At 55.9% G+C, this 12059-nt stretch carries 11 protein-coding genes; 9 read left to right on the top strand and 2 right to left on the bottom strand.

All coding sequences use genetic code 11. The annotated features are described in order from the left end of the window. Positions 1-68: 68 nt before the first annotated feature. The 7 genes from J2I47_RS18690 to J2I47_RS18660 all read left to right on the top strand — a co-directional run bounded on the left by J2I47_RS18690 (position 69) and on the right by J2I47_RS18660 (position 9368). A complete protein-coding gene (locus tag J2I47_RS18690) occupies positions 69-473 on the top strand; it encodes a PepSY-like domain-containing protein (RefSeq protein WP_207366126.1) in 405 nt (134 codons plus the stop codon). Positions 474-476: 3 nt separating this feature from the next. Beyond that, a complete protein-coding gene (locus tag J2I47_RS18685) occupies positions 477-1160 on the top strand; it encodes a response regulator transcription factor (protein ID WP_207366125.1) in 684 nt (227 codons plus the stop codon). 248 nt (positions 1161-1408) lie between these two features. Continuing rightward, positions 1409-2680: a sensor histidine kinase gene (locus J2I47_RS18680; protein WP_207366124.1), complete on the top strand. Its 1272-nt coding sequence runs from the start codon at positions 1409-1411 to the stop codon at positions 2678-2680. A 197-nt stretch (positions 2681-2877) separates the two neighbouring features. Then, the gene (locus J2I47_RS18675) at positions 2878-3423 is read left to right on the top strand and encodes a DUF3237 domain-containing protein (RefSeq protein WP_207366123.1); all 546 of its coding nucleotides are present in this window, start codon (positions 2878-2880) and stop codon (positions 3421-3423) included. Positions 3424-3591: 168 nt separating this feature from the next. Beyond that, positions 3592-5814 (top strand): TonB-dependent receptor, encoded by a 2223-nt coding sequence (locus J2I47_RS18670; protein WP_207366122.1) that lies wholly within the window; start codon positions 3592-3594, stop codon positions 5812-5814. 137 nt (positions 5815-5951) lie between these two features. After that, on the top strand, positions 5952-8405 hold the full coding sequence (locus J2I47_RS18665) for a TonB-dependent receptor (RefSeq protein WP_207366121.1): 2454 nt from the start codon (positions 5952-5954) through the stop codon (positions 8403-8405). Between the two features lie 108 nt (positions 8406-8513). Beyond that, a complete protein-coding gene (locus J2I47_RS18660) occupies positions 8514-9368 on the top strand; it encodes a YitT family protein (protein WP_207366120.1) in 855 nt (284 codons plus the stop codon). Between the two features lie 112 nt (positions 9369-9480). Here the strand turns inward: J2I47_RS18660 and J2I47_RS18655 are convergent, their stop codons facing one another. Both J2I47_RS18655 and J2I47_RS18650 read right to left on the bottom strand, forming a co-directional pair. Further along, the gene (locus J2I47_RS18655; protein WP_207366119.1) at positions 9481-9876 is read right to left on the bottom strand and encodes an Hsp20/alpha crystallin family protein; all 396 of its coding nucleotides are present in this window, start codon (positions 9874-9876) and stop codon (positions 9481-9483) included. Positions 9877-9982: 106 nt separating this feature from the next. Then, a complete protein-coding gene (locus J2I47_RS18650; protein ID WP_207366118.1) occupies positions 9983-10303 on the bottom strand; it encodes a hypothetical protein in 321 nt (106 codons plus the stop codon). 240 nt (positions 10304-10543) lie between these two features. Between J2I47_RS18650 and J2I47_RS18645 the strand changes: the two genes are divergently transcribed. Together J2I47_RS18645 and J2I47_RS18640 are read left to right on the top strand one after the other, a co-directional pair. Beyond that, a complete protein-coding gene (locus tag J2I47_RS18645; RefSeq protein ID WP_207366117.1) occupies positions 10544-11245 on the top strand; it encodes a DUF2306 domain-containing protein in 702 nt (233 codons plus the stop codon). 58 nt (positions 11246-11303) lie between these two features. Then, complete coding sequence (locus J2I47_RS18640) at positions 11304-12035, top strand: metallophosphoesterase family protein (RefSeq protein WP_207366116.1); 732 nt, start codon at positions 11304-11306, stop codon at positions 12033-12035. Positions 12036-12059: the final 24 nt, after the last annotated feature.

The raw sequence follows: 12059 nt of genomic DNA, 5'->3' as shown, positions 1-12059 counted from the left end.
GAGCGTTGCTCCGTTTGTTACTTCAAAAAAACGGAGCAACGCTCCGTTAGACAATCAAGCTTATGGCAATGAAACAAACTATCCTGGCCGTGGCAATCCTGCTGGGCACCTCCATAATCGGTGTTTTCGCCCAATCGCCAGCGGCAAAAGCAACCTTGAAAAAGGCCTATCCTGCCGCTACGGGCGTGAAGTGGGATAAGGAAGATGGTGATTATGAAGCCAGTTTCAAAAACGGCGGCAAGTCGATGTCGCTGGTAATAGACGCGAAGGGGATGGTGAAGGAAACCGAAACCGACATCACCGTGGCCGAGTTGCCCGCCGCCGTTCGTGCCTACGTGGCGAAAAACATGCCGGGCAAAAAGATCAGCGAAGCCGCTATCATTGTAGATGCCAGCGGCAAAAAAATGTATGAAGCCGAAGTAGCGGGCAAAGACATTTTGTTTGACGAAGCCGGAGTACTGGTAAAAAAATAAGTCGTGAAGCTCCTCCTGATTGAAGACGACCCGCTGCTGCGGAATACCATGCAGCCGTATCTGGAAGCAGAAGGCTATGTCGTAACCGTCGCGGCCACTGTACGTCAGGCGCTTACTACCGCCTATGACCATGATTACGACTGCGTAGTGGTCGATATTGGCTTGCCCGACGGTAGTGGTCTGGACGTGGTGCGGCAGTTGAAAAAAGAGCAGTCCGGGGCGGGCATCATCATCGTGTCGGCGAAGGATTCGCTGCCCGACAAGCTTATGGGGCTGGAACTGGGTGCCGACGATTACCTCACCAAGCCATTTCATCTGCCCGAACTCAACGCCCGGATCAAGTCGGTTTTGCGGCGGCGGCTCTTTGCCGGGCAAACGCTCATTCAGTTCGGCGCCATCACCATCAACCCGCATACGCACCAGGTTACGGTGGCTGCACAGGCTGTAGTGCTGACCGAAAAGGAGTATCAACTGCTGCTGTTTTTCGCGGCTAATCCCAACCGCCTGCTCACCAAATCGGCCATTGCCGAATACGTCTGGGGCGACCATATGGACCTCGCTAATTCGCACGATTTCCTGTACACCCACATCAAAAATCTGCGCAAAAAGTTGCTCGAAAAAGGCTGCCCCGATTACCTGAAAACGCGCTACGGTGTGGGGTATCTGTTTAGTGAGAAACAAGTTTAACGTTTGATGTCTAAGGTTTAACGTTGCCTCGCGCTCTGGGGGCTTCGCGCTCTGGGGGCTTCGCGCTCTGGGGGCTTCGCGCAATAGGCCCTTCGACAAGCTCAGGGTGACAAGGGAATGGATTCAACTTCTTGACTTGAGACAAGGTCGTTGTCACCCTGAGCTTGTCGAAGGGCCTATTGCGCGAAGCCCCCAGAGCGCGAAGCAACGTTAAACCTTAGACATCAAACGTTAAACTCATTTTCCCCATGAAACTTCTCCATAAGTGGCTGATCTACCTGCTGTTGGTGGCCGTTCCGGTGGCTGTGGGCGGCGTATGGGTATTGCAGCGGCTGATTCGCGATAACATTCGCACGGAGGTTGACGAGCAGTTGCGGACTGATCTGCTGCTTGTTACGCAACAGGCAGGTAAGCCGGGTTTCGCGGCACAAAGTCTCAACAATATCCGCGTGGCCATTACGCCCGAAACAGGGCCACAGGCGGCCACTAACCAGCCTGTCTTCACCGACACCGTGGCTTATGACCCCCGCGAACGGGAGTTTGAACCAATCCGACGGATCACGGCTACGTTACCCGCCACAACAGGGCAATACCGCGTTACGATCAGTCAGCCTATGGGCGAATTCAATGAGATCATCCAACTGCTGTCGGTAAGCGTAACCGTCACGTTTGTGGTGCTGCTGGGACTGCTGCTGCTGCTCAACGGCTGGCTGTTACGGCGGCTCTGGCAACCGTTCTACCAGCTCACCGATCAGCTTCGCGCCTACCGGCTGGACCCAAAACCGGCCAACGGGCAGCCGGTTGCCCCTTTTGCCGACAGTGACGTGACCGAGTTCAGGCAGTTGAGCGGTGCGCTTAATGAGATGAGCCGCAACCTGCACAGCCAGTTTATGGCGCAACGGCAGTTTACCGACAATGCCGCCCACGAGATGCAGACACCCCTTACCATCGCGGGCCACGAGTTGGACCGGCTGCTGGGCACGGAACCCCTTTCGGCGGAACAGATCGAGACCATCGGGCGGGCGCAGGAGGGCCTTGAGCGGCTGGTACGGCTCAACAAAAGCCTGTTGTTACTGACCCGTATCGACAGCCACCAATTTGCCGACGAGCCGGTGGACCTCAGCACACTGATCGGGCGGCTGGTAACGGTCTATGCCGACTTTGCTGAACACCACGATCTGGGTTGGGCATACACTGAAACGCCGGACGTAATGAAGCGTATGAACCCGTTTCTGGCCGAGGTCCTGTTCAGTAACCTACTCCAAAATGCGGTCCGGCATAGTGCGCCCTATACCACTGTGCAGATCAGGCTGTTGCCGGACGAGTTTATGATTCAAAACACCGCCCCGCCCCTACCCTTTGCGCCGGATCAGTTGTTTGAACGATTCGTAAAAAACCCCGCCCACCCTGAGTCTACGGGCCTCGGCCTGTCGTTGGTGCAGCAAATCGCGCAACTATACGGACTGAAAATTAGGTACAGCTATGCCGATGGGCAGCACTGTTTCAGCGTGACGCTATGAGTTGCGTGATGGGTTTAGAGCAGGCAGGTAGATATACCTTCATCTCAATAAATAAGAAGAGTTTTTCTGACCAAAGGGGCAATAATCAATGAGGTACTGGCCTGATTTATAGCCTATCTACTAATTATACAGGCATAGGTAGGCTTTATGCGTGTTTTTCCTCACTTTGTCAGCCGTTTACCTACCGTAACCCATGTATGAAACCATATCTTCTCCTCAAAGCAGGACTGCTTTTGTGCATCTTGTTGTGCGTCAGGCCGAACCGGCTGTTGGCCCAGACTGCTCCTGAAGCCCCTCAACTGGAGTTCGCGCTCGAACTACGTGTCAGCATCGCCCCGGCGTTGGTCATTGGCGAAACGCCAAACGGCATCCGGCGTGTAATTCCCATCACAGGCGGTACGTTTAGCGGCCCCACCATGAAGGGCACCATCCTCAGCGGCGGGGCCGACTGGCAGATGGCCCACAAAGAAGGGGTGGTTGAGCTAAACGCCATCTATACCCTCCAGACCGACGACGGCACCCTTATCTACGTTAATAATAAGGGAATTCGGGTGGCCACGCCGGAGGTAGCCCAGCGGTTAGCCAACAACGAACAGGTACCCGCTTCAGAATACTATTTCCGGGCCATTCCCACGTTCGAAGCCCCGCCCGGCAAATACGAGTGGCTCTCCAAAGCTGTGTTCGTATCCCGCGGTATCCGCAACGCCAATGGCGTGATTATTCAGGTCTGGAAAGTATTGTAGCAGCGAGCAAAGCGCCAAAAGCACAGCGTACAGGCTTACCGCTCCCTGTAGCTCGTCTACACGCTGGGCTTTTGGCGCTTTGCTCGCTGCTCTTCCCCGAAATGTTTTCCCGTTCAGATTTACTTCATATTCGGGCGGTAGCTTTACGGTTGAATACAATCAGCCGTCATGCTCAAGCAATTACTTTTCACGCTTTGTCTTTTCGCAGGGTCAACCATCGTCGGTTTTGCTCAGTCGTCGCCAGTCAGATTTCAGGTGCTCGACAGCCTCACGCAACAACCCCTGGTGGGCGTTACCGTCCGCACGACCACGCCCCCCGTAGTGGGCAACGCCACCGATCTTGCGGGCAATGCCCAGCTTAGTTTACCCAATGGCCCGCAGACGGTGCAGGTAAGTCTGGTAGGCTACACCACCCGTCAGATAAACCTGACCATCCCCCTCAGCAGCTCCGATTCGGCCCTTGTAGTGCGTTTAGTGACCGCCGAAGACATCCTGGAAGAAGTAACCGTGACCTCCACGCGGACCAATTCGCGCATTGAAGATTTGCCCATCAAAGTAGAAGTGCTGGGCCAGGAAGACATGGACGAAGAAGCCGCCGTGGTGCCCGGCAACGTGGGCAGCATCCTGGGCGACATTTCCATCATCCACATCCAGCGTACGTCACTGGCCACCAACAACCAGGGCATCCGGATGCAGGGCCTCGACCCCAAGTACACCCAGATTCTGCGCGACGGGCTGCCCCTCTACGAAGGCTTTTCGGGTAACCTCGGCGTACTGCAAATCCCTCCGCTGGACCTCAAACAGGTCGAAATCGTGAAGGGGTCAGCGTCTACGCTCTACGGCGGCGGGGCCATTGGGGGCCTCATCAACCTGGTATCGCGGCGGCCCGGTGCCAAACCCGAACTGACCGTGGTAGCCAACCGGAGCACCCTGCGCGAAAGCAACCTGAACGTGTATGGGAGCAAGCAGTTTACCGAGAAGTTTGGGGCTACGCTCTTTGCCGGGTACACCAACCAGCCCGCTGTAGACGTCAACGGCGATGGCGTCTCGGACGTGCCGGTGATTGAGCAGTTCACCATTCACCCGCGCCTGTTCTATACGCCCAACACCACTAACCGCGTTAACGTGGGTTATGCGCTGGTGACCGAAGAGCGCGACGGCGGCTTTGTTTCGGCCATCGGCACCGTTCCCGACGGCACCGGAGCCTATTACCAGACCAACAAACTACTCCGCCACACCGGCGACCTTACCTACGACCATACCTTCGGCGAAAACCACACGCTGACCCTGCGCGGTACCGTCAGTTCGTTTGACCGCAGGCAGAACGACGCGGGTTTCCGGTTCAACGCCAGTCAGTTTTCGGGCTATGCCGAAGCCAGCGATTACCTGCGGCATGGTGCCCACACGATGGTAACGGGCCTGAACCTGACCACCGAACAGTTCACAAAAGGCTTCACGGATGGCTCACCGCTCACCGATTTCACCTACAATACCGTCGGCGCGTTTGTGCAGGACGATTACGCTGTCAGCAAGGGCATTACGCTCCAGGGCGGCCTACGACTAGACCACCATAACGTATTTGGCGACTTTTTCCTGCCCCGGCTGTCTATCCTCACCAAACCCAGTGAGCACTGGACGATCCGCACGAGCATTGGTACGGGCTACAAAACGCCCAACGCCTTTGCCAACGTGGTGGCGGGCGACCAACGCGCCAGCACCCGCTACCGCTACCTGCTGCCGCTGGATGCCAGCGTGAAGTCGGAACGGTCGCTGGGCCTGAATATGGACGTGGCTTACCGGGGCAACATCGGCGAACATTTTTCGGTACAGCTCGATCAGGCGTTTTTCTACACGCGGGTAGAAAGCCCTGTTGTGGCGTTTGTAGACCCCATTAGCAGTGCGTCTAACCCGCCCACCCGGCTGGTAAATGCACCGTTCAACTACCGCAGCATCGGCACCGACACGTATTTGCGGATGGAATATGACGCGCTGGCCCTCTACCTGGGCTACAACCACACCGAAGCCCGCCGCGTCGATACGGGTGCCGATACGTACATACCATTCAATCCCCGCGACAAGTTTTCGCTGACGGTAGCCTATGACATCGAGGGCAAGTGGCGGATGGGTATCGAGTCGAGCTGGGTAGGGAATCAGTTTCTGTATAACAACCAGCCGGTGCCGAATTATTATTTCTGGGCCTTGGCTGTGGAGCGCATGTTTGGTCCGCTGCACATCATCCTGAACGCCGAAAACCTCTTCAACGTCCAGCAGATCAACCTCAGCGGCCCCGTCTATTCCGGCGACGTACGCACCCCCTCCTTCGCGCCACTCTGGGCACCGCAGGAAGGCCGCATCGTGAATTTGGCTCTGAAATATCAGTTGCACCATTAATACCCCACCCCCAGCCCCTCCCCTCAAACCAAGGGGAGGGGGGCTACTCTGGCGTAGGCTCCGCTTGGCGAAGCTGCTCTAGGGTGGCTCCCCTCCCCTTGGTTTAAGGGGAGGGGCTGGGGGTGGGGTGACTCCCCATGAAACACTTCATCCTTTTAGTAACCGCCGTCCTATTCACCCTTCCCGCCTTCGCCCAGACCATACCGGGTAAAATCAGCGGGCAGGTGATGGATGAGGCAACCAGGCAGCCACTGCCCTTTGCTACGGTGGCCGCCTACCAGCACGTCAGCGAGAAAGACAGCCTCGTGGGTGGTGCCCAGACCGACGATAAGGGTCATTTTTTGGTGGATAAACTACCCGACGGTCCGCTGATTTTGCGGGTTTCGTTTGTAGGCTACACGTCTCAGGATAAGGCGGTTACCGAAAGCGAACGTAGCATTAAACTAACCCTTTCGGTGCTGCCCGACGCGAAGCAGCTGAAAGAAGTAGAGGTAAAGGCCGAGAAAGGCACGGTGTCGCTGAGCATGGAAAAACGCACGTTTGATGTAGGCAAGAACCTCACCACCATCGGCGGTACGGCCGAAAACGTGCTGAAAAACGTACCGTCTATTTCGGTGGATGAAAGCGGTAACGCCACCCTGCGCAACCTGGCCACCACGATCTACATCAACGGTAAACCTACCCAACTGACGCTGGCGCAGATTCCGGCCAACCAGATCGAAACGGTCGAGGTGATCACCAACCCGCCGGCCCGGTACGATGCCTCCACCTCGGGCGGGATCGTGAACCTGGTGTTGAAGAAAAACTGCGCACCAGGCTATTCGGGGCTGGCCACACTGGGGCTGGGCAACAACAGCCGCTATGATGCCTCGGCCAATGTGGAGTGGCGGCGCGGCCCCTGGAACCTGACGGCCCTGTATGCGTTCAATGCCACCCAAAACCCCGTTACCGGCTCGGTACGGCGCATTAACCGCGATGCGGCGGGTAACACGCTGAATTACTTTGAGCAAAATACATTCACCAATCTGGACAACCGGTTTCACAACGGGCGGCTGGCGGCGGAGTATACGGCCAACGCCCGTAACGTATTTTCGGTGGCTACTACGCTGGCGGCGGGCGCGTTTAATACAGTTACGACCCAGCCCTATTACACCTATTCGGCCAGCCGCACGCTGGCCGGCTACGGCGACCGCCAGACGGTGCCGCAAAACAACTTCACCAACCTTGGTCTGGAGTTCGATTACAAGCACAGTTTCGCCCAGAAAGCTCGCGAACTGAGCCTGACCACGTCGTTCAACCACAACCAGATCAACAACGCCGCCGACTGGTACACCACCTCGTTCCTGACCGACGGCGGTGCCTTACCGGGCGTGACGCAGCCGGGCTACCCCGAACGCGACCTGATCAACGGCAAAACCACCGGCAACCAATACCTGGCCCAACTCGATTACGTTCACCCGCTGAGCGATTCGTCGAAGCTGGAAGTGGGTTTGCGGAGCTTCACCTTCGCGCGCGATCAGCGGTATTTTTTCAATCAGTTCGACAACGCCACGCAGACGTATAACCTGCTCACCAACTATTCGCAGAATGCCCCCATTACCGAAACCGTCAATGCCGTTTATGTACAGTATACCAAGCGATTACGCCGTGGATTCGGGATGCAGGCGGGCCTTCGGCTGGAGCAGTCGAGCCTGAGCGGACAGTCGCGGTTCGATGGCACGAGCTTTGGTTATTATTTCCCCGGCAAGAACGGCGAGAACCTGATCAAGGCGTTTTTCCCGTCGTTCTCGCTCACTAAAACGCTCAGTCCCACCCGCGAAATCGGGTTGAGCTTAAGCCGCAAGGTGGGTCGCCCGGGTTTCCGGCAGATTTTTGCGGGTATTCAGGCCAACGACCGGCAGAATGTCACCATCGGCAATCCGCAGCTTCAACCTGAATTTGTGAACACCGCCGAACTAAACTACAGCACCTCATGGGGGCAGATGAACTGGCTCGCCACGGCCTATTACATCTTGGAAGACCACACGATCAAGCCCATCACCAGCCCCTCGCCCACCGACCCGACAGTGCTGATTACCACGTTTCAGAACATCACCAACGAGATTCAATACGGCGTGGAGCAGACGCTGAAATTTGCGCTGGGGCGTAATCTAAGTGGTTTTGTCAACGTCAACGCCCGCAATTTCAGCGTTACCTCCACCACGTTGCAGAACTCGTCGTGGACGTATAATGGCAAGATCAACCTGACGTATAAATTCCCTGCCAACATCTCAGCGCAGGTGACGGCCAACCGCGACGCCCGGGTGGCGTCGTTGCAGGGCTACCGGCAGGATGTGAACGGTATGGATGCGGCGGTGCGGAAAGGTTTCTGGCAAAACCGGGCCAGCGTTTCGCTGATCATTAACGACGTGTTTAACTCACGTCGGTTCGTTTCTATCTACGACCAACCCCTTGCTTATCAGGCTACGACCAGCCGCCGCGAGGTGCGTTTCTACAAAGTTGTCCTGCAAATACCCCTAGGCAAACCCCAGGATGGCCGCAAACGCAACGACCGAAAAACCGACCGCCCGGACGTGGATTTCAGTAACTAAAGAGGAAGTTCAAGGTTTAATGTCTAACGTCTAAAGTTGCTTCGGGCTGTGGTGTAACTCCCCGCCCGAAGCAACTTTAGACGTTAGACATTAAACCTTGAACTTCCCTTGAAAACCCACTACTTCCGCGACGCGGCCTTTATCATTGCTGGCATCCTCAGCGTGGGGCTGGGGTTGAAAGGCTTTTTGCTGTCGAGCCAGTTTATCGACGGAGGGGTTACCGGCATTTCTATGCTGCTGGCGTCGCAGACGCCGGTGCCGCTGGCAGTGGGCATTGTAGTAATCAATCTGCCGTTTATCTGGCTGGGCTACCGGCAAATTGGCCGCGATTTTGCCATTAAAAGTACCCTCGGCATTGCCGGACTGTCGGCCTGCATCACGTTCGTTCCCTACCCCGACGTGACACCCGATCTGCTGCTAACGGCCTTATTTGGCGGCTTTTTCATTGGCGCGGGCATCGGCCTGTCCATGCGCGGCGGGGCCGTGCTGGATGGTACCGAAGTGGCCGCACTGGTGATCAGCCGCAACGTGCCGACGCTCAAAATCAGCGACGTGATTCTGTTGCTCAACGTGCTGATCTTCGGAGCGGCGGCTTTCTTTCTCACCATCGAACTGGCCCTATACTCGATGGTCACCTATTTCGCCGCCTCCAAAACCATCGACTTCATTGTGCATGGCATTGAAGAATACACGGCGGTTATTATTGTGTCGGATCAGTACGCGTCCATCCGCGAACGGGTGACGGCGGCGGGCTGGGGGGTCACGATCCTGAAAGGTGAACAGGGCTACGGCAAGCGCGGCTCCCTCGAACGCCCCGTCGATGTACTCTATGTGGTCGTGACCCGCCTGGAGATCAGCCACCTCCGCAGCATTATTACCGACAGCGACGCCGGTGCCTTCCTAATCCAGTACCCCGTCGACGACGTCATGGGCGGACGGGTAAAGAGCTTGCCGTTACATTAGGAAGGGGGTAAGAGGGGTTTAAAGTCTGATGTTCAAGGTTTAACGTTGCTTCGCGTTCTACTGTGATGCGCGAAGCAACGTTAAACCTTGAACATCAGACTTTAAACCCCTCTTACCCCACTTCCACCACGACTTCCGGCTTTTTGGGCACGGTCAGGATCAGGACGCCGTTTTCCTGTTTAGCCACAATACCCGTCGTATCAACGCGGTTGCTAAGAGGCAGTACCCGCTCGAACGATTTGAGCGGATATTCCTGCAACAGGAAATTAGGGTCATTAGCCGGATCGTGGGCACGGGTACCCTGGATCACGAGTTGGTCATTGACCACCCGAACGGTGATATCGGCCTTGTCGAAACTAACAGCATAGACCTGAATCTGGTAATGGTCGCCGTGGTCGGCCACGTTCATAGGAACGTTGTACTTAGGCCGACGGAAGCCATTGAAAAAGGGACGCATAAACTGGGCGAATGGGCCACCGTGCTGGCGACCATGTTGGTGATGATGCATTGTGTTTGTTGTTAATTAAGGTGAGAGGCAAGAGCTAAGAATCAAGAGTCAAGACACTGATTGTCAGTACCCTATTTCTTGATTCTTGCTTCTCATTTCTTGTTTCTTATAAGACGAAATGTTCACTATGACGGCCGAACGACTCGTCGGTCTGGTTGCGGTTGTTCAGCCAGCGGGGTTGCTTGAAGGCGGCGTATTCTTCGTCGCTCATGTTGCGAATCTTGTCGGTGAATTCCAGACGGCGGCTCTGCCAGCCACCCCGGTCCATCCAGCCGGTTGACCCACCGAACATCCGGCTACGGATAAAGCGAGCCGCACCGCCGACGATTAAGAGAAACAGGGCCAGCTTCACGAAGAAGTGGAAGAAGACCACGAGCGCCACGCCAAACAAAACGGCGGGCAGAATAAAACGAGGCATACGATTCATTGTCTTGTCGGAAACGGGTTAATCAGCCGCTTCAACCAGGATGACGCACAGGTCGCGGAATTACTTTAAGGAATTTGAAAGTTTTTTTGGCCACAGAGTTGCACCGGAACGCCGGACCGATGCAACTCTGTGGCCCAACCCCTTCCATTCGCCCCAAACCTTCCCAAACGCCCCAAAAAGCGTATTTTTCGTAGTTGACCGGTCTACGTTTGCCCTATCGAATGCAACCAAACTATCGCTATGAAAACGCTGTTGACCGCCCTACTTGTCCTTCATATTGCCGTTGGTACCGTCGCCCTGTTTGTGGGGTTGGTGCCTATGTTTTCCCAAAAAGGCAATAGCCTGCACCGTCGCACCGGGCTGGTGTATGTCTGGTGCATGATCATCGTGGCTATCACGGCTATTTTGCTTTGTGGACTGCAACCATTCAAGATGTTCCGGCTTTTTCTGGCGGGCATTGCCGTGTTCAGTTTCTACCTCTGCATGACCGGGTGGCGGGCTACGAAAAACAAAAAAGGCCTTTATGCCCCCTTCGACAAAGTACTGGCCTACATAACCCTGGTTGTTGGGGCGGGCATGATCGCGTTTGGCGTTTATCTGCTGGTGCTCAACGGCCTGCAATTCATGCCGATTGTGTTCACCTTTTTTGGGGTGCTAACCAGCCGCTTTGCCCTGGAAGACGTGCGCACGTTGGGACAACCGGCCCAAAAGCAACATTGGTTTTTCCAGCACTTCATCCGCATGGGTGGGTCGTACATTGCCACATTTACGGCAGCGGTGGTCACCAACGCCCCCCGATTAGCGCCAGCCAACGCGCCCGAATGGCTGGAAATTCTATATTGGATTGCCCCATCACTCATTGGAGGCTGGTTCATTGGCTTGACAGTACGGCGGTACAAACTGAAGTTCGCCAAAAAAACGTCAGGCATACTTGAGGCGTAGTACATCACAAAACGGGTCGTTAGGCGTAGTGATGCCGCTTTTCGCCTTACTTTAGGGCATGAAAATCGCGTTCATCACCGACATACACATCGCCGCCGAGGGCGAACACCCCGCTGGCGTCGACGTGCGGGCCAATTTTCTGCAAACGCTCGACTATGTGCGTACCACCAAACCCGACTGTATGGTGCTGGGTGGCGATCTGTGTTTCGACGTGGGCGACCGCGCTATCTATGGGTGGATTCGCGAACAGTTGCGCGACTTGCCCTGCCAGTGGTTTGCCATTCCCGGCAATCATGATGACTCGGTGATGATGGCCGAAGAAATGCACCTGACCCACCACCTTACGAACGGCGAACTATACAGCGCCATACCCCTGGAAGGCTACCCGGCGCTATTTCTGGATTCATCGAAAGGCACGTTTTCAGATGCGCAGTGGCAGTGGCTGGGCGAAGAACTGGCCCTCATTCACCACAACGCGCTGGTGTTCTGCCACCACCCCGTGCTCCCCGCTGATGCGCTGTTTATGGACACGAAATACCCCTTCCGGCAACAGGCGCGGTGGGTGGAAACCACTGAAGAACTCCCGTGCCGCATCCAGGTCATCAGTGGCCATTACCACACCGAAACCACCACCCTGCGCGGTAACACGTCGATACTCATCACTCCGTCAACTTATATCCAGCTCAACCCATACACGCCCGACCTGGAACTGGTAAAAACGCCACCCGCTCTCCGCGAAATCACCGTGTCGATGCACGGCGTAACGAGCCGGGTGGTTTATGTCAGTTAACGTCTGGAAAATTGCAAAGGATGT

Source organism: Fibrella rubiginis, assembly GCF_017353185.1.
Classification (GTDB): Bacteria; Bacteroidota; Bacteroidia; order Cytophagales; family Spirosomataceae; genus Fibrella; species Fibrella rubiginis.
The sequence above is the reverse complement of the archived record's forward strand: the minus strand, read 5'-3'. Positions and strand labels throughout refer to the sequence as shown.

What these genes read in the sequence shown, in the direction of transcription:
- J2I47_RS18690 (WP_207366126.1), top strand. Translation starts at nt 69, where the DNA reads ATGAAACAAACTATCCTGGCCGTGGCAATCCTGCTGGGCACCTCCATA.
- J2I47_RS18680 (WP_207366124.1), top strand. Translation starts at nt 1,409, where the DNA reads ATGAAACTTCTCCATAAGTGGCTGATCTACCTGCTGTTGGTGGCCGTT.
- J2I47_RS18675 (WP_207366123.1), top strand. Translation starts at nt 2,878, where the DNA reads ATGAAACCATATCTTCTCCTCAAAGCAGGACTGCTTTTGTGCATCTTG.
- J2I47_RS18670 (WP_207366122.1), top strand. Translation starts at nt 3,592, where the DNA reads ATGCTCAAGCAATTACTTTTCACGCTTTGTCTTTTCGCAGGGTCAACC.
- J2I47_RS18665 (WP_207366121.1), top strand. Translation starts at nt 5,952, where the DNA reads ATGAAACACTTCATCCTTTTAGTAACCGCCGTCCTATTCACCCTTCCC.
- J2I47_RS18655 (WP_207366119.1), bottom strand. Translation starts at nt 9,876, where the DNA reads ATGCATCATCACCAACATGGTCGCCAGCACGGTGGCCCATTCGCCCAG.
- J2I47_RS18650 (WP_207366118.1), bottom strand. Translation starts at nt 10,303, where the DNA reads ATGAATCGTATGCCTCGTTTTATTCTGCCCGCCGTTTTGTTTGGCGTG.
- J2I47_RS18645 (WP_207366117.1), top strand. Translation starts at nt 10,544, where the DNA reads ATGAAAACGCTGTTGACCGCCCTACTTGTCCTTCATATTGCCGTTGGT.
- J2I47_RS18640 (WP_207366116.1), top strand. Translation starts at nt 11,304, where the DNA reads ATGAAAATCGCGTTCATCACCGACATACACATCGCCGCCGAGGGCGAA.